The organism is Eudoraea algarum (genome assembly GCF_050589645.1).
Lineage (GTDB): Bacteria > Bacteroidota > Bacteroidia > Flavobacteriales > Flavobacteriaceae > JBNGOQ01.
On the sequence record NZ_JBNGOQ010000005.1, the window covers coordinates 471108 to 494629 of the forward strand.

General features: G+C 45.5%; 19 protein-coding genes. 10 read left to right on the forward strand and 9 right to left on the reverse strand.

The features are described from left to right. Positions 1-3: 3 nt before the first annotated feature. Complete coding sequence (locus tag ACRD67_RS20355) at positions 4-720, forward strand: gluconate 2-dehydrogenase subunit 3 family protein (protein WP_430969135.1); 717 nt, start codon at positions 4-6, stop codon at positions 718-720. Here ACRD67_RS20355 and ACRD67_RS20360 read toward each other — a convergent pair. Beyond that, positions 709-2106: a GH1 family beta-glucosidase gene (locus ACRD67_RS20360; protein ID WP_430969136.1), complete on the reverse strand. Its 1398-nt coding sequence runs from the start codon at positions 2104-2106 to the stop codon at positions 709-711. The two genes, ACRD67_RS20355 and ACRD67_RS20360, sit on opposite strands and share 12 nt — an antisense overlap. A 137-nt stretch (positions 2107-2243) precedes the next feature. Between ACRD67_RS20360 and ACRD67_RS20365 the strand changes: the two genes are divergently transcribed. Then, the gene (locus ACRD67_RS20365) at positions 2244-2978 is read left to right on the forward strand and encodes a M15 family metallopeptidase (RefSeq protein ID WP_430969137.1); all 735 of its coding nucleotides are present in this window, start codon (positions 2244-2246) and stop codon (positions 2976-2978) included. Positions 2979-2987: 9 nt separating this feature from the next. Here the strand turns inward: ACRD67_RS20365 and ACRD67_RS20370 are convergent, their stop codons facing one another. From ACRD67_RS20370 to ACRD67_RS20380, 3 genes are read right to left on the reverse strand one after another with little or no spacing between them, the layout of a single operon-like run. Then, a complete protein-coding gene (locus ACRD67_RS20370) occupies positions 2988-4175 on the reverse strand; it encodes a THUMP-like domain-containing protein (RefSeq protein ID WP_430969138.1) in 1188 nt (395 codons plus the stop codon). A 7-nt stretch (positions 4176-4182) separates the two neighbouring features. Continuing rightward, a complete protein-coding gene (locus tag ACRD67_RS20375; RefSeq protein WP_430969139.1) occupies positions 4183-5271 on the reverse strand; it encodes an AI-2E family transporter in 1089 nt (362 codons plus the stop codon). A 3-nt stretch (positions 5272-5274) separates the two neighbouring features. Beyond that, positions 5275-5925: a DUF4159 domain-containing protein gene (locus tag ACRD67_RS20380; RefSeq protein ID WP_430969140.1), complete on the reverse strand. Its 651-nt coding sequence runs from the start codon at positions 5923-5925 to the stop codon at positions 5275-5277. A gap of 41 nt (positions 5926-5966) precedes the next feature. Here ACRD67_RS20380 and ACRD67_RS20385 point away from each other — a divergent pair, with 41 nt between their 5' ends. Beyond that, positions 5967-6758 (forward strand): DUF1223 domain-containing protein, encoded by a 792-nt coding sequence (locus ACRD67_RS20385; protein WP_430969141.1) that lies wholly within the window; start codon positions 5967-5969, stop codon positions 6756-6758. A 71-nt stretch (positions 6759-6829) separates the two neighbouring features. Here ACRD67_RS20385 and ACRD67_RS20390 read toward each other — a convergent pair whose 3' ends face one another. The 3 genes from ACRD67_RS20390 to tsaD are packed head-to-tail and all read right to left on the reverse strand — an operon-like array spanning position 6830 to position 8916. After that, entirely contained in the window at positions 6830-7537 is a 708-nt protein-coding gene (locus ACRD67_RS20390) for a 16S rRNA (uracil(1498)-N(3))-methyltransferase (RefSeq protein WP_430969142.1), read from the reverse strand. Between the two features lie 17 nt (positions 7538-7554). Then, the gene (locus ACRD67_RS20395) at positions 7555-7881 is read right to left on the reverse strand and encodes a TfoX/Sxy family protein (protein ID WP_430969143.1); all 327 of its coding nucleotides are present in this window, start codon (positions 7879-7881) and stop codon (positions 7555-7557) included. Positions 7882-7893: 12 nt separating this feature from the next. After that, entirely contained in the window at positions 7894-8916 is a 1023-nt protein-coding gene (gene tsaD / locus ACRD67_RS20400) for a tRNA (adenosine(37)-N6)-threonylcarbamoyltransferase complex transferase subunit TsaD (RefSeq protein ID WP_430969172.1), read from the reverse strand. A gap of 97 nt (positions 8917-9013) precedes the next feature. On the opposite strand from tsaD, the gene ACRD67_RS20405 reads away from it, so the two are divergent. The 4 genes from ACRD67_RS20405 to ACRD67_RS20420 all read left to right on the forward strand — a co-directional run bounded on the left by ACRD67_RS20405 (position 9014) and on the right by ACRD67_RS20420 (position 16536). Beyond that, on the forward strand, positions 9014-13447 hold the full coding sequence (locus ACRD67_RS20405; RefSeq protein ID WP_430969144.1) for a translocation/assembly module TamB domain-containing protein: 4434 nt from the start codon (positions 9014-9016) through the stop codon (positions 13445-13447). Between the two features lie 144 nt (positions 13448-13591). Then, positions 13592-14578 (forward strand): 6-phosphofructokinase, encoded by a 987-nt coding sequence (gene pfkA / locus ACRD67_RS20410; protein ID WP_430969145.1) that lies wholly within the window; start codon positions 13592-13594, stop codon positions 14576-14578. A 23-nt stretch (positions 14579-14601) separates the two neighbouring features. Further along, complete coding sequence (gene gap, locus ACRD67_RS20415) at positions 14602-15603, forward strand: type I glyceraldehyde-3-phosphate dehydrogenase (protein ID WP_430969146.1); 1002 nt, start codon at positions 14602-14604, stop codon at positions 15601-15603. Positions 15604-15684: 81 nt separating this feature from the next. Beyond that, positions 15685-16536, forward strand: a complete 852-nt coding sequence (locus ACRD67_RS20420; protein WP_430969147.1) for an N-acetylglucosamine kinase — start codon at positions 15685-15687, stop codon at positions 16534-16536. Positions 16537-16557: 21 nt separating this feature from the next. On the opposite strand, the gene ACRD67_RS20425 is transcribed toward ACRD67_RS20420, so the two are convergent. Together ACRD67_RS20425 and ACRD67_RS20430 are read right to left on the reverse strand one after the other, a co-directional pair. Next, positions 16558-16944, reverse strand: a complete 387-nt coding sequence (locus ACRD67_RS20425; protein ID WP_430969148.1) for a RidA family protein — start codon at positions 16942-16944, stop codon at positions 16558-16560. 43 nt (positions 16945-16987) lie between these two features. Next, positions 16988-19690 (reverse strand): putative LPS assembly protein LptD, encoded by a 2703-nt coding sequence (locus ACRD67_RS20430; protein ID WP_430969149.1) that lies wholly within the window; start codon positions 19688-19690, stop codon positions 16988-16990. Between the two features lie 131 nt (positions 19691-19821). Between ACRD67_RS20430 and ACRD67_RS20435 the strand changes: the two genes are divergently transcribed. From ACRD67_RS20435 to ACRD67_RS20445, 3 genes are read left to right on the forward strand one after another with little or no spacing between them, the layout of a single operon-like run. Beyond that, positions 19822-21156: an N-acetylmuramoyl-L-alanine amidase family protein gene (locus ACRD67_RS20435; protein ID WP_430969150.1), complete on the forward strand. Its 1335-nt coding sequence runs from the start codon at positions 19822-19824 to the stop codon at positions 21154-21156. A gap of 55 nt (positions 21157-21211) precedes the next feature. After that, a complete protein-coding gene (locus tag ACRD67_RS20440; protein WP_430969151.1) occupies positions 21212-22180 on the forward strand; it encodes an MlaD family protein in 969 nt (322 codons plus the stop codon). Next, positions 22181-23506, forward strand: a complete 1326-nt coding sequence (locus ACRD67_RS20445; protein WP_430969152.1) for a 4Fe-4S dicluster domain-containing protein — start codon at positions 22181-22183, stop codon at positions 23504-23506. The last annotated feature ends 16 nt before the right edge of the window (positions 23507-23522 follow it).

Consider the following 23522-nt stretch of genomic DNA (forward strand, 5'->3'; position numbering starts at 1 on the left):
ATCATGGACAGAAGAAAAAGTATAAAATCAATTATTCTGGGTTCCGTAGCCGGTGGATTGGCCATGCACGGATGCAAACCGGAAGCCGAAGCGGCCGCGGACGGTGATGCCCTTTTGACTTCCGAGCACCATTTTGGAAGAACACCCGAAGAAAAAGAACTGATTCAGGAGTTGAATGCGGAACAATTCTTTAATGTCCACGAACTGGAAACCCTAGGTGTCCTATGCGATTTGATATTGCCGGCCAATGCCGAGTTTGGTAGTGCTACGGATGCCGGAGTACCCGATTTCATTGAATTTATGGCGAAGGATATTCCGGAGATGCAAACCGATTTAAGGGGCGGATTCATGTGGTTAGATCACAAATGCAACACGGAATTTGGCACCGAGTTCAAAACTGCGGCAGAGGAGCAACAAAAACAGATTTTGGACACCATAGCCTATCCCGATGTAGAGGTACCTTCTGAGGAACACCCCTTGGAAATTCAATTTTTCTCGCTGATACGGAATTTGACCCTCACCGGTTATTATACCTCAAAAATGGGTATAACCGACTTGGGGTACAAAGGTAATATGCCCAACGTTTGGGACGGGGTACCCGATGAGGTATTGGCCCAGCACGGTGTGGCCTATGATCCCGATTGGTTGGCCAAGTGCGTGGACCAGAGCAAAAGGGGCATCATTGCGGAATGGGACGAAGCGGGAAATTTACTGACTTAACTTAAAACCATTGTTTTCAATAAGCTTTCGGTACCAATGGGCCGAATGTTTGGGCGTACGCTCCAGGCTTTCATAATCCACATAGTGAATGCCAAAACGTTTGGAATATCCCTGGGCCCATTCAAAATTGTCCATCAAAGACCAGACGAAATACCCTTTTAGGGCCACTCCATTTTCAATCGCTTGGTGACAGGCGTCTATATACCCTTCCAAAAAATGGATACGGTCTGTATCCCTAACTTCACCATTTTCATCCTTTGCATCATCAAAGGCACAACCGTTTTCGGTGATATAAATGGGCGGGTTGTCGTACCGATCCCTGATCCACTCCAGTAGCTTTTGACACCCCAAGGGTACAATGGGCCATCTCATGGCAGTGGTCTTCCATTCCGGATCTGCGGTCAACAACACGCGTTGATCCGCGAAGATACCCCCATTGCCATAGACGTTGTTTTCCACTTCCACACCAGAAGGGGCGTCAGCCGCCAGGAGGGTAGAGTAGTGGTTCAATCCAAAAAAATCGGAAGAACCGATCAAAAGTTTTTTCTCCTCCTCGCTGAATTGTGGCAACCTGTCGCCTAGGCGCTCACGCATTACCGCCGGGTAATCCCCAAAATAGATGGGATCCGTAAACCAGCCTAAGAAGAATTCCAAGGCCCGTTGGGCCGCATCAATATCCTCGGGCTTATCACTAAGGGGTTCACGCCAATCGCAGTTGTTGGTAATGCCAATGGTACCCTCCTGTGCGGGTTGGTATTTTTCTCGATACCGTTGTACCGCTTTGGCATGGGAACGCAAGATGTTGTGCGCAACGATATAGGGCTCGTCCTCGGATTTTCTTCCTGGGGCAAACACACCGGCGCTATAACCAAGTATTGCAACCACCCAGGGTTCATTATGGGTGATCCAATGGTGTACACGATCTCCAAAATGTGTAAAACAAATATCCGCATACTTGGCAAAATAGTCGGCAATTTCCGGATTTAACCACCCATCCTTTTCCGTATGGAGCGCCAGGGGCAGATCCCAATGATACAGGGTTATCCATGGCGTAATCCCGTAGCTGAGCAGTTCATCGATGAGGTTGGAATAGAACTGAATCCCTTCAGGGTTCACCGCACCCTGACCATCGGGTTGGATTCTACTCCATGAAATGGAAAAGCGATAGGCCTTAAGCCCCAGATCGGCCATAAGTTTTACGTCTTCCTTGTAGCGGTGGTAATGGTCGCAGGCCACATCACCATGGTCATTGTTGGCCGTTCTTCCGGGGATATGGGCATGGGCGTCCCAAATGCTCCAAGCTCGGCCACCTTCCATGGCCGCTCCCTCAATTTGGTAGCTGGACGTGGCCGAGCCCCAAATAAAATCTTTCGGAAATTGTATCATCGTATACGGTATTCTAGCTCGTTTTAGTGGCTGTAAAGATGAAATAAATTGTAGATAATTACTAGCCTAAATTGTACAAACTGACCCGGGAATTGAAAAAGTTGCCGTATTTTTCCCTAAATCTAAAATCCAGCAGCATGATAACGAAGTGTGCACCCCGTGCTTTGGGGTTCTTCTTTTCCTTACTGATTCTTTTGTTTTCCGCATGTGGGGACCGCAACCAGACCAGGAAGTCCGATACGCCGCCCTTGGAGCAAAGCAACATTTTGGAAACCCTTTCCGAGGATTTCAAAAAGGAAGAAATACGATCATTTGATGGACTGGCCGACACCACCTTTGTGCGCCTGGCAGATTTTAGTAAGGATTTTGCCTATGATATGCGCTATGCCACCACCAACAACTTCTTGAAGGCCCAGGTATACGACTGCGCGGAATGTTATACCCGGGTAAAAACCGCAAAGGCCCTGTTAAAGGCCAACAAAGTGTTTATGGAACAGGGGTATAGAATCAAATTTTTTGATTGCTACCGACCCAATTCCGTGCAGCACAAAATGTGGAAGATTGTGCCCAATCCCCAATACGTGGCCGATCCTGTCAAGGGCTCTATCCACAACAAGGGCGGGGCGGTAGATATCACCCTGGTCAGCTTGGAGGGGAAGGAACTCGACATGGGTACCGATTTTGATTTTTTTGGTAAGCGGGCCTATCACGACAATACGGATCTGCCGGCACAGGTACTGCAAAATCGAAAATTGCTCAAGGAGACCATGGAACAACACGGGTTCTGGTCCATTCGCACGGAATGGTGGCATTACAACCTTGCTGCGGCCTCCAACGACAAAGTGGACGACTTTAAATGGGAGTGCAACTAAGCCGATACGTTATTCCTCAGGTACTTTGGTGCAAACCAGCACCCTTGATCGACTCTCTTGGTCCGTCGTAAAAAAAAGATATCGGTCCCCTCCGTCCTTAATCTGAAACCGCTTACGCAGGGCAGACACAGTCATGGGAAAGTTTCTTGTAGTGATATTGGCCTTGGGTATATCCAGCCCTAACAGTGCTTTTTTACCATAGGGCTGGCTTTTCGTAATCCTAAAACGCCGACCGGGAAAATCAACCAACCGATCGGACGTATACAAATGGGAATGTTCCTGCAGTTTTTTTAACTGAAAACGATTTCCCACAGTCTTAAATGCCCCGGATTTTAATATGGCCGCGTTGGGTTCATAGAGGTAGGTCATGGGCATAGCATAAGTGGCCTGAACGCTTTTTTCCTCAGATAACCCAAAGTTGAAACTTTCCGGTCCCTTTTTGGTGAAGTTCACCGTTTTAATGACAATGGCGTCCCCATACCCTTTTTCCAGGACCCACAACAGCTCCCGAACTTCATTCCGTACCGCCACCACATGGATTTCCCTTACAAATTGAAGTTCTTGTATTCCGATTGAAAAATCGAGCAGGGGAGAGGTCTTGATCAACAAACGGTCCGATTTTGAAAAAAGAAGCATTAAATGTTCAGGAACATTGGGGAGGCTATCCACCAAGGTAAACACTTTTCCTTTTTGCTCGTTTCGGCGTGAAGGATCAAGGTAGATCCAATCAAAATGCAGCTCCGTTTTTTTTAAGAAATCGATTCCATTGCCCACCATTGTTTGGATGTTTTTTATACCAAAAACACCAAAGTTATAAGCGGCAATTTCCGAGAGTTCCGGCTTAAGTTCACAGTGCACGACCTCCTTCATTTTTTGTCCAAAAAAGTAGCTGTCCACCCCAAACCCTCCTGTGGCATCCAGGAGCGATTTCCCAGAAACGATAGCGGCCTTATAACGTGCTGTGATTTCCGATGAACTTTGCGCAATATGCAATTTGTTGGGATAGTAGATTCCCGCGGTACCGAACCAAAGAGGAAGCTTCTCCCGGCACTTTTTCTTTGCTTCGAGCTGTTGGGCCAACTCGTGGGCGCTAATGCCCTCAAAAGGAACCTTTTTTAGTAAAACTGACAGGATGTCAGTGTTTAAATTTTTATTTATAAAATCCTGTACACCAGTATTTAATAACTTTTTATTCAAAGTAAAACTATAAATTTTTAGTCAGGGACTTTACAATCTTGTTTTCGGCAAGAAATTCCTTCAGAACCACCTTGATCGCGGTGTATCCGGGTACCGCTACGATCATTCCGGTGACCCCGAAGAGGAGCCCTCCGATTATGATGATCAGAAAGATTTCCAGGGGGTGCGATTTTACACTTTGGGAAAATATTCGGGGTTGTGAAAAGAAATTATCCACCAATTGTCCCAGGACAAAACCGATCATTACATAGAGGGTTTTGGGCAAGATTACCGTACTAAAATCCGAACCAATATTACTCGTCATGGTCAAGGTCAACATGAGCACCCCACCAATGATCGGGCCTATATAGGGAATGAGGTTCAGCAGGGCACATAGGAAGGCGATGACCACTGCGTTCTCTATTCCAAATATCAACAAGACGGCGGTATAGATAATGAAGAGGATCAGGATTTGCAGCACCAGCCCCACAAAGTATCTGGACAACAGATCTTTTATGGTATTTATAGAACTTTTAAGCCTTCTTTCCTTCCCATCGGGCACCAGGACCATAAGGGCATCCTCAAAGAGTTTGCTGTCCTTTAGAAAGAAAAACACAATAAAGAGCACGGAAAAAAGGCCTACGCTAAAACTGCCCAAAACGCCCACAAAGGAATTCAAAAAATTGGGGACAAAACCAAAATCGAGGTTCGCAAAAATTTTCGATTCCTTTATACTTTCCTCTATGTCCGAGGTGCTTACCCCGAGATAATCCGTGACTTCCCGGTACAGGCTTTCCACATTGGCCTGCATAGCCTCAATGTTTAGGAGCGACAGATTTTGCCCTTGCTGTACCAGTAGCGGAATAAAGAGCGCGATAATACCCACCAATATGCCCACCAAAAGGAGCATGGTTACGATTACGGCCAAGGTATTCCTGAACTTGAGTCGCCTCCGTAAAAAAAGCACTATGGGTCTCCCTATCAAGGAAACAATTACGGCGATGGTAATGTATACCAGCACAGAACTGATCTGGTACAGAAAATAACAGAGCAGTACAATTCCTGCCATAATACCTACCGCCCGTAGAATACCTTCAGAAATGTTCTTTGGTGTCATGTCTTAGTTGTTAAAAGCATATTGTACAATATTGGCGCCCATTTGCAAGGCCTTGAGTCGTACTTCTTCCGGATCATTGTGTACGGATGCATCTTCCCAGCCATCGCCCAGATCACTTTCAAAGGTGAAGAGGAGCACCAATCTGTTTTCATGAAAGATGCCCAACGCTTGCGGACGTTTGCCATCGTGTTCGTGAATTTTGGGCAGTCCTTCCGGAAAATTGTACCGTTGCGAAAAGATGGGATGGTCCACGCCCAATTCCTGCAGTTCCTTGCCCGGGAAGACCTTGGTCAATTCCTTTCTCAAATAGGGCTCCATCCCATAATTGTCATCGATATGGATAAACCCGCCAGATAACAAGTAAGTCCTCAAGTTATCCGCTTCCTCCTGCGAGAAGAACACATTACCGTGCCCGGTCATATGGAGAAAGGGGTATTGAAAGATGCTGTTGCTGCCTACTTCTGCCGTTTCGGGTTTAGGGTTGATCTTTGTACCAATGTTCTCATTGCAGAACTTGATAAGATTGGGCAGGGCCGTAGGGTTGGAATACCAATCGCCTCCTCCGCCATATTTAAGAATGGCCAGTTCCTGTCCCACAAGCGAGGATTTCACAAAAAAAGTTAAAATGAAAAGAAGGAACGTAAGTTGTTTCATAGGGATTCGAACAATTAATTGAATCAAATGTAATAATTATCATGTTCAAAAAAATCATAGGAGCTGTAATTGTTCTGGTCAGCCTTGGATTTATGGCCTTTACAGGCTTTACCCAAGCACCGGAAAACGACAGTGCAAATACAGCGGAGGCAATGGAGGAAGGTGTTTACGAACCCATTGTGGTACTGGAGCTGTATACTTCCCAAGGATGCTCTAGTTGCCCTCCGGCCGATGCCCTGCTCGATAAGGTGAAAAAGGAATATCAAGAAAATGTGTTTGCCCTCTCCTATCATGTTGACTATTGGAACTACATTGGTTGGAAGGACCCTTTTAGCAAATCGGAATATGCCGAAAAGCAGCGGGCCTACAATATAAAATTCAGGAATAGGAGCAATTATACACCCCAGGTGGTGGTCAACGGGCAGGAACATTTTGTGGGATCGAGCGCCTCTAAAATGTATTCGAAGATCAATACTTACCAAAAGGTGAAAGCCGGAAACCGTGTGGGCATTTCCCAATTGCAGGCTGCCGACAACAGCGTTGGGTTCCAATATGAAATAAAGGGCAGTACCAAAGGAAAGCGTCTAAGGGCCATTTTGGTGTTGGACCAAAGGATCACGGAGGTAAAACGTGGGGAGAATAGAAACCGGACCTTGCGCAACAGCAACATTGTTGTGGCGGAAAAAACAATCTCGGCAAAGGAAGGAAAGGCTTCTTCCTACATCGCGATTCCCGACAGTGTAGGGCCCAATGAAAAAATACAGTTGATGTTACTCGTGGAGAACGACACGTACGATATTACAGGGGCTGCCAAGGGCAGTGTTGAAAGATAAGTGTTTGGTGTTTATTGTTGTTCCGCACTTCTAGCTGTTTTGTTCAGCGGTTAGGGGTGCGGAACTTTTTGTTAGCCGTTGTTGATCATATTGACCACCGTACAGGCCACAATCGCAGCAGTCTCCGTTCGCAAACGGTTTTGCCCGAGGGAGACCGGTAGAAAGCCCTTTTCTACTGCTTCCTCAATTTCCCCCGCTGAGAAATCGCCCTCCGGGCCTATTAAAATGGTGATATCCTTATCTGGCGCGACACGTCTTTTAAACTCCATTTTTTCCCCTTCCGCACAGTGTGCTATAAACAAAAGACCCTCATGGGGTACGGCCATATAATCCTTGTAGGGGATAAGATCATTGAGCTTGGGAAGATACGCTTGCAAGGACTGTTTCATTGCGGATTGGATAACTTTCTCCATACGTTCCTTTTTGATCACTTTCCGTTCTGAGTTCTCGCAGAGGACCGGTGTTATTTCATGTACGCCTATTTCCGTGGCCTTCTCCAAAAACCACTCGAAGCGATCGTTCATCTTGGTGGGGGCCACCACCATATGGAACCAATGCTTTTTGGGATGTTTCTTTTCGCTCGAAATGATTTCCACCTTACAGCGCTTGGCATCCGCGAGCACTATTTTTGCCTGGAAAATATACCCCTTGCCATTGGTAATGCTTAGGACATCCCCTATTTTTCTACGCAGCACTTTTACAATATGCTTGCTTTCCTCCCCGGGGAAGACAAATAGGGAGGCGCTATGATCTATGTTTGGACTATAAAAAAGTTGCATTACCGTTGATTAATCGTTTACAGTTTACTTTTTGCATGCTCAAGGCCCAATTCGATCCAATGGTGCAACTGCTCCTCCGAATCAAAACCGTTTGTTGCCACATAAATGAATTCCTTCATAGGTCGTTTGGTAAAGTCCATGGGGCGAACCGCATCCATTTTTAGGACGGCATCCATTTTTTCGGCTACCACACGCACTGCCAATTCTTCCTTGACTACCCCAACAGTCATTTTTCCCTGATATAAAAAGGATAGGCCGCCGAACATTTTCTTTTCGGTAAAGTTTTCCGGAAATAGTTTTATCCCCGCCCGTATCCTGTTTGCCAAAGCCTCATCGTATGCCATAATTCCCAGTGATTAAATATGATACCTTGCCTTTGCGGTAACTCCTTGATCGGAGAAAGTGCCCTCCTTGTATTTTAAGTAACCTACAATACCTATCATCGCCGCGTTATCGGTACAATATTCAAATTTAGGAATATAACTTGTCCAACCCAGTTCATCCTCCGCTTGCTGTAGTGCTTTCCTGATTCCAGAATTGGCCGAGACCCCGCCGCCAATGGCAACGTCCTTTATCCCGGTCTGCTTTACGGCCAGTTTGAGCTTGTCCATAAGAATAGTGACAATAGTGTGTTGTATGGAAGCACAGACATCATTCAGGTGCTCCTCAACAAATTTGGGATTTTCCTTCAACTGTCTTTGTACAAAATAGAGCACACTCGTTTTCAGTCCGCTGAAGCTGAAATCCAACCCGGCCACCTTGGGTTTTGGAAAACGGAAGGCTGTTGGATTTCCATTTTGTGCCAAACGGTCCAACAGTGGTCCTCCGGGGTATGAAAGCCCTAAAATTTTAGCGCTTTTGTCAAAGGCTTCGCCAACCGCATCGTCCAAGGTCTGCCCCAGGAGCTCCATATCAAAATAGTGCTTTACCAGAACAATCTGGGTATGGCCCCCGCTAATGGTCATGGCCAAAAACGGAAACTCGGGGGGACGTACGTTTTCCTCTTCGATAAAATGAGCCAAAATGTGGGCTTGCATATGATTCACCTCAATAAGGGGTATATCCAATCCCAATGCCAGCGATTTGGCGAAAGAGGTCCCTACTAAAAGGGAACCCATGAGGCCGGGTCCACGTGTAAAAGCTATGGCGGATAACTGTTTTTTGTCGATATTTGCCTTGGCCAACGCTTGATGTACCACTGGAACGATATTTTGCTGGTGTGCCCTGGAAGCTAACTCGGGCACCACTCCGCCGAATTCCTCATGGATTTTTTGCGTGGCCACCACATTGCTAAGTGTCTTAGTGTTGTGTAAAACTGCTGCAGAAGTGTCGTCACATGAAGATTCTATGGCAAGAATGTAAATATTTTCTTTGTCCACCTGGGTTTGGAATAAAAATTGGTTGTACAAAGGTAAAACATAAAGCCCTATCAAAAAATTAAGAAAAATACTGCTTAGAACCCTCTTGGTCGTCCTCATGATCATTGTTTTGGGTACGGTGGTACTTTCCTTGCCCTTTGTACAAACTCGATTTGCCAGGTTTGCGACGGATTCCATCAATACGGAATTTGGAACCAATATCAATATAGACAGGTTACGCATTTCGCTGATTACCCTGGACGCTTCCATGGAGGGAATCTACGTGGAGGATTACAAAAAGGATACGCTGATTTATATCGATGAACTTACTACCTCTATTCTCAGCATGCGCAACATGGCACGGGGCAAGCTTGAGTTTGGCGATATCGACATCGAAAAACTCGATTTTAAGATGAAGACGTATAAGGATGCCCCGGACAGTAATCTGGGCATCTTTGTGGACAAGCTCGATGATGGAAAACCTAGGGCGCCGGGAACGCCTCCTTTCTTTTTTTCCAGCTCTGATGTAACGATTGAAGAGAGCAGGTTTAGACTGATCGATGAAAATTTGGAACAGCCTAAAACCTTGGATTTTAAGGAATTAAATATAGAAGCTTCGGATTTTCAGATCTTGGGACCTGAGGTAACCACTGAAATTGAGGCCTTGTCATTGCACAGTAAGGAAGGGTTAAAGATACAGCGGCTCGCCACTGGGTTTAAATATACCAAACAGCAGATGCGTTTTGACTCCTTGCATATAGATACACCCGAATCCAGCCTCAATGGCAATTTGGTGTTCAATTACAACAGGGAGGATTTTGCAAACTTTACAGACAAGGTGAACCTCACCGCTTCATTTGCCGAGTCTACCATAGCCCTGGACGAGATCAACTTACTTTACGATCAATTCGGCAAGGGAAAAGAAGTGTCGTTTTCCTCAGATGTCAACGGTGTTTTGAACGATCTGAACATGGAACGACTCTTTGTGCAATCGGACCAGACGGGGATTCGGGGGGATTTTAACTTTAAAAATCTTTTCAGCAGGGAAGCGCCGTTCGAGTTGGATGCCGATATTAAGGACCTCACCACCAGTTATTATCAATTGCGGTCCCTATTACCCAATATTTTGGGAAACTCCCTGCCTTCTTCCTTTCAAAGATTGGGGCGGTTCACCATTCGCGGAGACGCGTTGATTTCCGAAACCTCCATTGTTTCCAAGGTGAACATAAATACGGCGATCGGCAGTAGTTATTCCGATTTGGAATTAACGGAAATAGATGATATAGACAACGCTTCCTATAAGGGGTTCGTGTCCTTTATCGATTTTGATATCGGGAACTTCCTGCAGGATAAAAACTTTGGTAAGACCTCCCTGGATTTTAATGTGGACGGCAGGGGTTTTGTGCAAGAAAACCTGAATACCGAGGTCATCGGGGAAGTGTACAATCTCACGTTCAACAACTACGATTACAAGGGCCTAAAGGTGTCCGGGATACTAAAGGAACAATTGTTCGATGGTTCACTCCTTAGCAATGACGAGAACTTTAAATTCAACTTTAAGGGATTGGCAGACTTTGGCAAAGGGGATAGCAACAATTTCAACTTTATAGCGTCGGTGGATTATGCGGATCTAAAGAAGTTGAATTTTATAAATGACAGTGTTTCCGTATTCAAGGGCCATGTAAATATGGATATTACCGGGAATACCATGGATAATATCGTGGGCGAGATTAAGTTTTCCGAGACCAATTACCAAAACAAGAACGACACCTATTACTTTGATGATTTTAAGATCTCATCCCAATTTGAGGCCGATTCGAGCCGTACCATAGAAATCAACTCGCCGGATATCATAACCGGTTATATGAAAGGATACTTCAAAGTGGGGGAGCTGGGTAAATTAATGCAAAATTCCGTCGGTAGTATTTATACCAACTACAAACCTTACGAAATATCGGAGGGGCAGCGTCTCGATTTTAATTTCAATATCTACAACAAGATCGTAGACGTGTTCTTTCCTGAAGTCACTTTTGGCCCCAATACTTTTATAAGGGGCAATATCATAGCAGATGAGGGCGACTTTAAGCTCATCTTTAAATCCCCCAGTATTGCAGCTTTCGGAAATAAAATGGACAATATAGATGTAAAGGTAGACAACAAGAACCCCTTGTTCAACACCTTTGTATCGGTAGAAGATGTTTCCACCATTTATTATGACGTCAAGAATTTTAGCCTGATCAATACCACCCTTAAGGATACACTGTTCTTTAGAACGGAATTTCAGGGCGGGAGTGAGTACGATGATAGTTATAACCTTAACTTCTACCACACCTTTAACAAGCAGAACAAGTCTGTTATTGGCCTAAAAACGTCCGATATCAGTTTTAAAGGGAACAAATGGGTTCTCAATAGGGAGGGGAACACAAAGAACAAGGTAATCCTAAACAAGACCTTGGATAGCATTACGATCGAGGAAATCGTAATGAACAATAACAGAAAAGAACAAATAAGACTTAGGGGCCAACTGGCCGATTCTACCTATAAGGATTTGGAACTCCAATTTAAAATAGTATCCCTTGATAAGATAACCCCGGCCATAGATAGCCTAAAGCTACAAGGTGAAGTAAACGGTACCTTGAATATCCTGCAAAAAGACGATGTCTATTTGCCCTCGTCCAATTTGGCAATTACGGATTTCTCGGTCAATAAGGCAAGACTGGGCAATTTGGCCATAGGCATTGTCGGAAATCGGGACCTAACGGATTTTGTGGTGAATACCCAAATTACGGATAATGGCAGGGAGAAGCTAAGTGTCATAGGCAATATCACCAATCAGAACAATAATCCCAAGGCCAACTTATTGGCCAATTTCAATGATTTTGAAATGGCGCCCTTTAGTCCCTTGGGCGAGGGGGTAATTACAAATATCAGGGGATATATCAACGGCAGCGCCAGGATCATAGGGGATATCAAAAACCCGGATATTAGCGGCCAATTGACCCTGAACGATGCTGGTTTGGGGATACCGTATTTAAATGTGGACTATGCTTTTGCACCCAATTCCAGGGTGCGACTTTTTGATCAAACCTTTTATTTTGAGAATATAGGGCTAACGGACGTGGCCTACGATACCAAGGCCAATATTGATGGCACGATAAGCCACACCGGTTTTGGCGACTGGCGCTTGGATCTGGACTTGGATTCCAATAATGATAGGTTTCTGATACTGAACACGGAATTTGAGGAAGAGGTACTGTACTACGGTACCGGGTTTTTTAACGGTACCGGTAGGATATTTGGCCCAACGAGCGCTTTGACCATTAATGTGGACGGATCTACAGCCCCGGGAACATCCCTGAAAATACCGTTGAGCGATATTGCAAGTGTAGGGGATTACTCCTTTATCAATTTTATTGAACGGAACGATATAAGGACCATAGAAGAACAGCGGGTGCTGCGCGACTATGAGGGACTGGAACTGGTGTTTGACCTGGACGTTACACCAGATGCAGAAGTAGAGATCGTGGTAGATCAGAAAACGGGCAGTTCCCTCAAGGGAACCGGAGAGGGTATCCTGCTCATCGAAATTAACACCAACGGGAAGTTCAATATGTACGGTGAGTTCGTGGCGGTGACCGGAGAGTACAACTATAGGTTTGGGGGCGTTATAGACAAGACTTTTACCGTTAGGCCTGGAGGTACCATTTTATGGGAAGGGGATCCCTTGGCGGCCCGATTGAATATGGAAGCGGTATATTCCTTAAATGCGAATCCATCCCCGCTATTGGATAACGCAGGTTTTACCGGCCGTATACCCACCGATGTGGTCGTAAGGCTGACAGAGGAACTGGAACGGCCCAATTTTGAGTTCAACATTGAGTTTCCAGGGACCAATTCGATCATTAAATCCGAATTGGAGTATCGGTTACAGGACCCTACGGTAGAGGAAAGAAACGCATTTTTTCTGCTGGCCCAGGGTACCTTTGTCAATGAAAGCACCGGTATTAACCAGCAAGCTGTTACCGGGAACCTTATACAGACCGCTTCGGGCCTTTTGAATCAGGTTTTGGCAGGAGACAATAGTAAATTTGACCTTGGCGTGTCCTATGAGCAGGGGTATCTGGACCCCAGTGCCGATGTGCAGACCGAGAACCGCATCGGCGTAACCGTATCTACCCAAATAAGTGACCGTATCCTTTTGAACGGGGAGTTTGGGGTGCCTGTTGGCGGAGTAAGCGAAACCATTGTGGCCGGCGATGTGGAAGTTCAGGTATTGCTTAACGAGGATGGTACCTTACGGGCCAAGATTTTTAACCGCGAGAATGAGATACAGCAGTTTTTGGCGGACCGACAGGGGTATACCCAGGGTGTGGGACTTTCGTACGAGGTAGACTTCAATAATTTTAAGGAGTTGATGGGGAAAATTTTTAAAAAGAAACCCAAACCGGAAGTTCAAGCCCCCGAACCTGATCTCAAACCTCAAAACATTATGGGGAAGGATAGTCTCATCCAATTTACGCAGAAGCCAAAAACGCTGAATAATCGTCCTTAACACTCCTTTTTTGTTATTTTTTTCGCCTGGTAGGATAAAAATTATTAACGAAAACGTTTGAAGTTTCAAGGAACCCTAAAATAGGGTGGGCCTACTTCACGTAATTAAAATAAGTTTGCTAGTTTTACCTTCTTAAAATTTTTAATGGCGACGAACATAAAGAAAATAGCGGTTTTTACCTCTGGTGGGGACTCTCCGGGTATGAATGCAGCCATTAGGGCCGTAGTGCGTACCTGTGCTTATATGAAGGTAGAGTGCGTGGCGATCTATAGGGGTTATGATGGTATGATCGATGGCGATTTTAAACCCATGAACGCCAGGAGCGTTAATAACATCATCAATAAGGGAGGTACCATTTTAAAATCGGCCAGATGTGAGGAATTTAGAACGGCGGAAGGCAGGCAAAAGGCCCACGAGCAGCTAAAAAAAGAGGGAGTGGATGCCTTTGTGGTCATCGGAGGTGACGGAAGCTTCACGGGAGCATTGACCTTCAACAAAGAATTTGATTTCCCGGTAATCGGAATTCCAGGGACCATAGACAACGATATTTTCGGAACCACGTATACCCTTGGCTTCGATACCGCCCTGAACACGGTGGTAGACGCCATTGATAAGATACGCGATACCGCAAGTTCCCATAACCGCCTGTTTTTTGTGGAGGTAATGGGGAGGGATGTTGGCCATATTGCCCTAAATGTAGGGGTAGGGGCAGGTGCCGAGGAAATTTTAATTCCTGAAGAGAACCTGGGCTTGGAACGTTTGCTCGATTCGCTAAAGCGCAGTAAAAAATCGGGAAAATCATCCAGTATCGTGGTGGTAGCCGAAGGCGATAAAATTGGAAAAAATGTTTTTGAACTCAAGGAATATGTAGAGGAACATCTTCCTATTTATGACGTTCGCGTTTCTGTTCTGGGCCACATGCAGCGTGGTGGGGCACCTTCCTGTTTCGATAGGGTGTTGGCCAGCCGAATGGGTGTGAGGGCAGTAGAGGCCCTGTTGGAGGGAAAAACCAACCTGATGGTGGGTATACAGGACAATAAGATTATCCTGACCCCGATAGCCCAGGCCATAAAAGGGCATACGAAAATTGATAAGGAACTCATTAGGGTATCCGATATAATGACCACTTAATTTTAAAACTAAAACAAAGAAAAATGTCAAGCTTAAAAATAGGAATTAACGGATTTGGAAGAATAGGACGATTGGTTTTCAGGTCTACCCTGAAAAGGGATGACGTAGATGTCGTGGCGATCAACGATCTTTTGGATGTGGAGCATCTTGCATATTTATTGGAATACGACTCCGTACATGGCAAATTTGATGGTACCATAACCGTAAAGGACGGGAATTTGATTGTGGATGGAAGAACGATTCGCATTACGGCGGAAAGAGATCCGAAAAATCTAAAATGGGACGAAGTAGGTGCGGACATTGTAGCCGAGTGCACCGGTATTTTTACCACCTTGGAAACAGCGCAGTACCATATTGATGGCGGCGCCAAGAAAGTCGTAATTTCCGCCCCCTCAAAGGACGCTCCCATGTTTGTTATGGGCGTAAACCACAAGGAGGTAAAAGCTTCCGATACCATTGTTTCCAACGCGTCCTGTACCACCAATTGCTTGGCCCCCTTGGCCAAGGTGCTCAATGACAATTTTGGCATCGAAGAGGCTTTGATGACCACCGTACACGCCACTACCGCTACCCAATTGACCGTGGACGGACCGTCCAGAAAGGACTTTCGTGGAGGAAGGAGTGCACTTTTGAATATTATTCCCGCGTCTACCGGTGCTGCCAAGGCAGTGACCAAAGTTATCCCAGAATTGGAAGGAAAGCTTACCGGGATGGCCCTTAGGGTACCAACAGCCGATGTTTCCGTGGTGGATCTAACCGTGCGTTTGCAGAAAGATACTTCCTATGAAGGCATAAAAAAGGCCATTAAATCGGCTTCGGAAGGCGAATTGAAGGGTATTTTGGGATACACCGATGAAGCCGTGGTATCCCAGGATTTCATAGGCGATGCCAGGACCAGCATTTTTGATGCCGGTGCGGGGATCGAGCTGAATTCCAAGTTCTTCAAGGTGGTATCCTGGTATGATAATGAGGCAGGATATTCCAATAAACTGGTAGACCTTGCCCAGTACGTAAACGAGTTATAAAACCTTTGCTTGAGCTAACTTCCTGAAAGCGAGAGATTTTCGAGTTTCTTCCTTTCAGGAAGCGCTTTTAAATGCGCATATATGATATTAATCGTTGATAGTGGTGCCACAAAGTCGGATTGGATCGCCCTGGATGACCAGGGAAATCAGCTATTCCTTACCCGTACCCTGGGATTAAGTCCGGAAGTGCTGACCCGTGAGGTCATAGAAGATCGCTTGGCCAATAATTTTGAACTTTCCGAGAACAAAATGGAGGTAACACACGTGCATTTCTACGGTGCGGGCTGTGGTACGGATAGGATGAAGCAGTTCTTGAAGGATATTTTTAAAAACTTCTTCCCCAAGGCGGTATGTGAGGTAAAGGAAGACACCTATGCAGCGGTGTTCGCCACAACCAAAATCGGTCATCAGGGCATTGTATGCATTTTGGGTACAGGATCCAACTGTAGTTATTACGACGGACATCAGCTTTTTCAAAAAGTGACCGCATTGGGATATATTCTTATGGATGACGGCAGCGGTAATTTTTTTGGTAGAAAGCTGCTACGCGATTACTACTTCCACAAAATGCCCCAGACGCTGGCCTTAAAGTTTGCCAGCGAGTATGATCTAGGTCCCGATGTCATTAAGGAAAATCTGTACAAGCAGCCGAACCCCAATACCTATTTGGCCACTTTTGCCAGATTTATTGTGGAAAACAAAGACCATCCTTACTGCAAGGGTGTAATAGACAAGGGGTTTCAGCAGTTTGTGAACAACAACATCATGCAGTTTGAACTGGCCACCAAGGTACCTATCAATTTTGTAGGCAGTATAGCCCATTATCTCAGGGAAGAACTCACGGCCGTAATCGAAAGGAACGACCTAATACTCGGGGTAATCCGGCAAAGACCCATAGAAGGCCTTATGGAATTTCACAAGGGGAACGTTTAGATCGGATCGGGAACCCCTATATTATTCGTCCTTTACCGCGATCATGGAAATTTCCACATGTACGAACATAGGTAAATTGGCCACTTCTACGGTTTCCCTTGCTGGTGCGGTATCGCTATTAAAATAAGCGCCATAGACCTCGTTCACCGCTGCAAACTGATGCATGTCCTTTACAAAAATGGAAGTTTTAACTACATGTTCAAAGCTCATGCCGGCCGCCAGAAGGATAGCCTTCAAATTTTCCATGCACTGTTTGGTCTCTAATTTTATATTATCCTTTACCAATTCTCCCGTGGCGGGATCTATTGGCGTCTGACCGGAAATATAAAGGGTGTTGCCGCTTAGTACGGCCTGGTTATAAGGTCCTATGGGCGCCGGAGCGTTCGGGGTGGTGATAATTTTTTTCATTGATATTGGGTTTAGCGAATAAAATTAAACTTAAAAATACCTACTAACGTATGGGCTGACTCCTATTTTCCCATTTTAGGTCACTGAGAATGGAGCTCTTTATGCCAATAAAGAAATACCATCGCTCAAAGTTTCCAAAAGGCGTCCAATCAAAGTTGAGCCTAAAACTTTTGAGGTCGCGCGCAAAGCGAAGTTGGGTAAGGGTAAACCCCTTGTTCCTAAAATCGTAACCGGAGGAGACCCCCACTTCCCAACGGGGGGATAGGGTAACATTTCCCGAAAACATCAGGGAATGGTTGGTAAATTCATTTTGTCTGTTGGAGTTGCTATAGGTAACCGCGTACTGCAACCTCAGGTCCCATGGGATTTTGGTACCATAGACCGGATTTTCGACCTGCCCGTCATCATCCTTTCTGGTTCGGAAGTTTCTACTATCGTTAAAATTGGTCGCCCGTCCAAAAAGATCGTCCGTTCGGCCCCCACTGGTAGCCGAGTACTCGTCCTGTATTTCTTCCTCATCCTTCTTCCCCTTTTGCTTGTTGAACAATTCGCTGCTTAGGGAATAGCCCACGTTTAATCGCGCAGTAGTAAGTCTAAAGAGGCTTCCCCCATTGTCGATATTAAAGGTATTGATGCGCCTGCCGTTGTTGTCAATGGCATAGGGATCTAGGCTGGCCCCGAAATTAATGTTCATTTTGTTGTCGAACAAAACGGTTCCACCGGTGATGCTCACCGGACTGATCCGCAAGGAATCGGCCTCGAAGTTATAGCCCGAGGATAAATTAAAGCTGTTCAAGATCGATATTTTTTTGGGCTCAGTAGCCGTAGAATCGCGGTCGCGCACTTTGGCTTCCAGGGTGTTGGCCAGGGAGAAACTCAGCGAATTGGATTTACCAAGCCTAGGGACACCGTATATCCCGCCCTGAAACCTAGTAAACTGCACGGAATTACCGCTTGCATCCAAGTATTCGTCATAAAATTGCTCAAAAGAGGGCGCGTAGCCGTAGCTGACACTGGGCCGCATTACATGGCGTAGCGCCTGAAATTTTTTGTCCTCCCCAAAATTGAAGGTTCCATAGAGCGTGGTTCCCACACTGGCGCTAAAGTTGTATTGATTAAAGCGGTCAAATCCGCTAATGGTATCCCTAACCACTGTTAAGGTGTTAGGGTCCAAACTCTGGTCAATGGTCTCCAGTGTCCAAACATCCTCATAAGACCCTCCCAAACTCACGCTGAAGTACTTGGCCAATTTAAAGTTCGTATTGAAAGGGATGCGATGTCTTGCACCAACCCGCGCATCATCGAACATCTTTGCGGTGAAAAAGTCATCGTCGTTGGTCTGTATACTGTTTTGGGCATTGACATCATATTGAAAATTGATATTCTGAACTACTCCCTTTTTTATTCCGTCCCTTTTGGCAAAGGGATAGATCCGCTCCATACTGGCCTGCAGGGTAGGCAGGGTGAGATTTATGATTTCTGTATTGGTGTTCTGATTATGTGTAGCGGTTAGGCTCAAATTTACCGATGGATAGGACGGGAATGTCTTGGAATAAGAGATCGAAGATGATAGGTTGTTGATCTGTGTATTGGGCAAATTTTGCTGTAGGAGCGAATTTCTGAAAACGTTGCTACTTCCCAAATTGACCGAGGCGGAAAGCCTGGAATTGGGATTGGACTTCTGATCCTGTGTATGGCTTATCTGTATTTGGTAACTGGTGGTACGACTAAAATCATCAAAACCTTTTTGGCTGTTAATGATGTTTTCAAAACTGAAATATACCCTTCCTCTAAACTTATAACGTTTTGCATAGACACTTTCCCCGCGAAAACCATAACTACCGTTCGTGTAAAAATCCCCCAGCACCGAGAGATCGGCATAGTCGCTGAACGGAAAATAATAGCCACCGTTCTGCAGAAAATAGCCGCGATCGGGGTCGTTACCAAAAGTAGGGAATATAAGCCCTGCGGTGCGCCCTGTGGTCAAAGGGAAATAGGCAAAGGGCAAGGCAATGGGTGTGGGAACATCCACGATATACAAATTGCTGAACCCGGCGATGACCTTCTTTTTGGGAACAAATTTTGCCTTTTTTACCCGGATATAGTAGTCCGGGTCAACCGTATCCTTTGAGGTAGTAAGTTTGCCCTCATTTAGGAAATAGACCGAATCGTTCTCTTTTTTTGTGATTTTCGCATATACCTTCATGGCATCACTGCCCAATTGGCCCAGGCCCGCCTGCTGCTCTGTCCTGGAATTCCAGATGAGCGCTTTTTGGGTATCAAAGTTAAAACGGATGGAATCGGGGTAGACCTCGTTGGTACCTTGCTTAAAATACGGGATTTGTGTATAATTGCCCAAAGAGTCCCTAATACGCCCCGCATATACCTCATTGTTGATGTAGTCCATTACAATGACCCCGGCCTTTAGTTCTGTATCTTGGTAATAGATCTCGGCCTCGTTGTACAAATATATCTTTTGGTCTTTCTGGCTCAATTTCACGTAATCCTTGGCCTTGTATTTTATTTTATCGAGCAATAAAGGTTGCTTTGCGTTCAAGGAATCTACCTCTGTGGAGTCTACCGCAGTGCTATCCCTGATGATATCCGGAGGGAGTAGTGGTGCTACGATGCTATCGTTCACCGCTTTAATAGGGAGGGGCTTAATGGGATCTTCTTGAGCAAATATGAAAAGGGTGCCAAACAAGAGCAGCAATAGGAAAAGTAGATAATGTTTGTTTGATTGCAAAGCTTTATATCCTATTTTTGTAAAGGTTTGGCCTAGTTTTTGGGACCAAACTTACATATATTTTTTATTCCGCCTGTAGCGTATTACAATAAATTTAACCATAATAAAAGCATCAAAACACCTTGGTTGACATGAAAATGAAGCAGATTTTTTTTATTCCCTTTTTGTTGCTCATGTGGTTGTTGACATCTTTCGTCGACAATGATGCCGAAAATCGGGATTCGGATAAATTCATCGTTGTTCTCGATGCGGGCCACGGGGGGCACGATCCTGGAAATTTGGGAAACGGGTACCTGGAAAAAAACATCGCCTTGAACATTGTCCTCAAAGTGGGCGAAATCTTATCCAAGAACCCCGGAGTAGAGGTAATCTATACGCGCAAGGACGACACCTTTGTGGACTTGTACGTGAGGGGGGAGATTGCCAATAAGGCCAATGCCGATCTTTTTGTGTCCGTACATTGCGATTCGCATACCTCCGATGCCCATGGGGCTGGTACCTTTGTATTGGGACTACATGCCAACAAACAGAACTTTGAGATTGCCAAAAAGGAAAATTCAGTAATCTATCTGGAGGACAATTACGAATCCCGCTATGCCGAATATGATATCAATTCTCCTGAATCGGTCATCGGCCTTACCATTATGCAAGAGGAGTTTTTGGATCAGAGCATCCTGCTGGCGAAATTAATGCAGGATAATTTTTCCAAGAAGTTAAAACGGAACAATAGAAAGGTGAAACAGGCAGGATTTATCGTGCTTCATCAAACCTTTATGCCCAGTGTGCTCATAGAGACGGGCTTTTTGACCAACAAATCAGAGGGAAGCTACCTTAACTCCAGGACCGGACAGTCAGAAATGGGCAGGGCCATTGCCGAAGCTATTCTAAACTACAAGGAAAACATAAAAGTGGTCGATATCCCAAACCCTGCCGAGATTGTCTCAAACCAGGAAGAACCCGATCCCGTAAAGGAGGATCCCACGCCCACAAAGGAGGAGCAGGTCGCGCAAACGGTAACGGAAAAGACGGTTGCCAAGGATGAAATGGAGGCCAAGGAGATCAAGGACCTGCCTAAAAAGGAGGTCGCCCTAGCCGTGGAGGCCATAAAACCGCCAAAGGAGGAGGCTGGTATTCCCGAAGAAAAAAAGGAAGTTACCGAGATGGCCACCAACGGGAAACAGGCGCCGGCAGAAAAGATGCATGATATCATTTTTAAGGTGCAAATATTGGCCAGTTCCAAAGATTTACCGTTAAGGGCCGAAGATTTCCATGGTCTGAATAGACTGTCCAAAGAACCGTACAAAAACCTTTTCCGATACATGTACGGCAATGTCAGCACCCATTTTGAGGCAAAACTATTGAAGTCCAACGCCGATGCAAAAGGGTATACTTCTTCATACATCGTTGCGTATAAAGACGGTAAGCGCATCCCTATGCCCGAAGCGCTAAAATACGTTTCCCAATAATGGCCCTCTTCTCAAAATTATTTCTAATTTTGTTTGGAACCGTAAACTGATCTTTTTGAAACTATCTCGGGAAATTAAAACAGGGATTATCGTTTTGGGTGGTATCTTCCTGTTTATCTTAGGCTTTAGCTATTTAAAATCGGCCCCACTTTTTGATGACAGTAAAATCCTTTACGCGGTCTATGACCATGTGGGGGGACTGCAACCGGGCACCCAAGTTTCGATCAACGGCTTTGCGGTCGGGAAGGTGCAGAGTATCCAATTTAAGGATACCGCGGGAAATTTGTTGGTCACCTTTTCCGTGAACAACAGTTTTGAGTTTTCAAGGAATAGTAAGGCCCAGTTGTACGATACGGGGATAATAGGAGGAAAGGGCATCCAGATACAGCCCGTCTTTGATGGAGCTCCGATGGTAAAATCAGGGGATACGCTGGCCACCACCTCCAAACCCGGTTTGACCGAATTGGTGCAGCAAAACCTGGCTCCGTTACAGTTAAAGATCGAAGGCGCCGTTTCCGATGCCGATTCGCTGCTGGTCAATTTTAATGAAATACTGGATGACAACACCAAACTGAATCTGAGACAGAGTATCGCCGGACTCAATCAGCTGATCAGAAGTTTTCAGGGTAGCGCCAATACGTTGAACAACCTGTTGGCCGAAAACAAAGGGCAATTGGACAGTTCCATTACCAATATAAACCATATCACAGGGAATTTTTCAAAACTTTCCGATTCCCTAGCCAATGCCGGACTGGCGGGTACCGTGAAAAATCTGGAAACTACCATTGGGAATCTTAACAAGGTGCTTGCAAAAATTGACGAGGGGGAAGGTTCCTTGGGAAAATTGGTCAAGGACGAGGCGCTGTACAACAATCTTTCCAATGCCTCAAAGGAGTTGGACCTATTGCTGCAGGATTTCCGCTTAAATCCCAAGCGATATGTGAACGTATCCGTGTTTGGCAAGAAACAAAAAGAATATACCCTCCCGGACAATGATCCCGCGGAAAAAACCGAAAAGCAGTAGATGGAATACCTTCCCAATATTTTATTCGGAATAGTGCTTATAGCTGGTATCGGCTTTTTTGCCAGGAATGTGAAACGGCTAAGCAAGAGTATTAAATTGGGTAAGGACATTGACCTAAGCGATAATAAACCCCTGCGATGGAAAAACATGGCCCGGATTGCACTGGGCCAGACCAAAATGGTAGTGCGGCCCATAGCCGGAATCCTGCACATCATCGTGTATTTGGGGTTCATCATTATCAACATTGAGGTTTTGGAAATCATTATCGATGGTATTTTGGGTACCCACAGGGTTTTTTCACCCTTAGGAGTCCTGTACGATGTGCTCATAGCGGCTTTCGAAATATTGGCCGTACTGGTCATTGTTGGTATCCTTGCCTTTTGGGTACGCAGGAACATTATTCGCCTGCAGCGCTTTATAAAACCGGAAATGAAAGGCTGGCCAAAAAGGGATGCCAATCTTATTCTTTATTTTGAACTGATATTGATGGGTCTTTTCCTGGTGATGAACGCCGCGGATTACCAACTTCAGCTGAAAGGGGCGGCACATTACGTACAGGCAGGCTCCTTTCCCGTAAGCCAGTTTTTGGCGCCCTTGTTCCAGGGGATGTCCATTGGCGATCTGATCCTTGTGGAACGCAGCGCTTGGTGGTTGCATATCATGGGCATATTGTTCTTCTTAAATTACCTGTATTACTCCAAGCACCTTCATATTTTATTGGCTTTTCCCAATACCTATTACGGAAATCTGAGGCCCAAGGGCCAATTCAGGAACTTGGAGGCCGTTACCAAAGAGGTAAAGTTGATGATGGACCCCTCTGCAGATCCTTTTGCAGCACCGGCCGAGGATGCTCCGGTACCGGACAAGTTTGGTGCTTCGGATGTGATGGACCTCAGTTGGGTGCAGCTGCTCAATGCCTATACCTGCACGGAGTGTGGCCGTTGTACCAGTGAATGTCCGGCCAACCAAACCGGAAAAAAGCTATCGCCCAGAAAAATAATGATGGATACCCGCGATAGGCTGGAGGAAGTGGAAAAAAACATAAGATTGAACAAGGGTACGTTTGTTGCAGATGGCAAGCAGTTGTTGGGGGATTATATCAGCCATGAGGAACTTTGGGCCTGCACGTCGTGCAACGCTTGCGTAGAGGCTTGTCCCATAAGTATAGATCCGTTGTCGATCATCATGGATATGCGTCAGTACCTGGTCATGGAACAGTCCGCAGCTCCTTCGGACCTTAATAATATGATGGGCAATATAGAGAACAACGGTGCTCCGTGGCCATTCAATCAAATGGATAGGCTTAACTGGACAAACGAATCATAGGATAAAGAAAGTGGTA

Bases quoted from the DNA above. Each gene is read 5' to 3' on its own strand.
- ACRD67_RS20355 (WP_430969135.1), top strand. From the start codon at position 4: ATGGACAGAAGAAAAAGTATAAAATCAATTATTCTGGGTTCCGTAGCC.
- ACRD67_RS20360 (WP_430969136.1), bottom strand. From the start codon at position 2,106: ATGATACAATTTCCGAAAGATTTTATTTGGGGCTCGGCCACGTCCAGC.
- ACRD67_RS20365 (WP_430969137.1), top strand. From the start codon at position 2,244: ATGATAACGAAGTGTGCACCCCGTGCTTTGGGGTTCTTCTTTTCCTTA.
- ACRD67_RS20375 (WP_430969139.1), bottom strand. From the start codon at position 5,271: ATGACACCAAAGAACATTTCTGAAGGTATTCTACGGGCGGTAGGTATT.
- ACRD67_RS20380 (WP_430969140.1), bottom strand. From the start codon at position 5,925: ATGAAACAACTTACGTTCCTTCTTTTCATTTTAACTTTTTTTGTGAAA.
- ACRD67_RS20385 (WP_430969141.1), top strand. From the start codon at position 5,967: ATGTTCAAAAAAATCATAGGAGCTGTAATTGTTCTGGTCAGCCTTGGA.
- ACRD67_RS20390 (WP_430969142.1), bottom strand. From the start codon at position 7,537: ATGCAACTTTTTTATAGTCCAAACATAGATCATAGCGCCTCCCTATTT.
- ACRD67_RS20395 (WP_430969143.1), bottom strand. From the start codon at position 7,881: ATGGCATACGATGAGGCTTTGGCAAACAGGATACGGGCGGGGATAAAA.
- ACRD67_RS20405 (WP_430969144.1), top strand. From the start codon at position 9,014: ATGATCATTGTTTTGGGTACGGTGGTACTTTCCTTGCCCTTTGTACAA.
- pfkA (WP_430969145.1), top strand. From the start codon at position 13,592: ATGGCGACGAACATAAAGAAAATAGCGGTTTTTACCTCTGGTGGGGAC.
- gap (WP_430969146.1), top strand. From the start codon at position 14,602: ATGTCAAGCTTAAAAATAGGAATTAACGGATTTGGAAGAATAGGACGA.
- ACRD67_RS20420 (WP_430969147.1), top strand. From the start codon at position 15,685: ATGATATTAATCGTTGATAGTGGTGCCACAAAGTCGGATTGGATCGCC.
- ACRD67_RS20425 (WP_430969148.1), bottom strand. From the start codon at position 16,944: ATGAAAAAAATTATCACCACCCCGAACGCTCCGGCGCCCATAGGACCT.
- ACRD67_RS20435 (WP_430969150.1), top strand. From the start codon at position 19,822: ATGAAAATGAAGCAGATTTTTTTTATTCCCTTTTTGTTGCTCATGTGG.
- ACRD67_RS20445 (WP_430969152.1), top strand. From the start codon at position 22,181: ATGGAATACCTTCCCAATATTTTATTCGGAATAGTGCTTATAGCTGGT.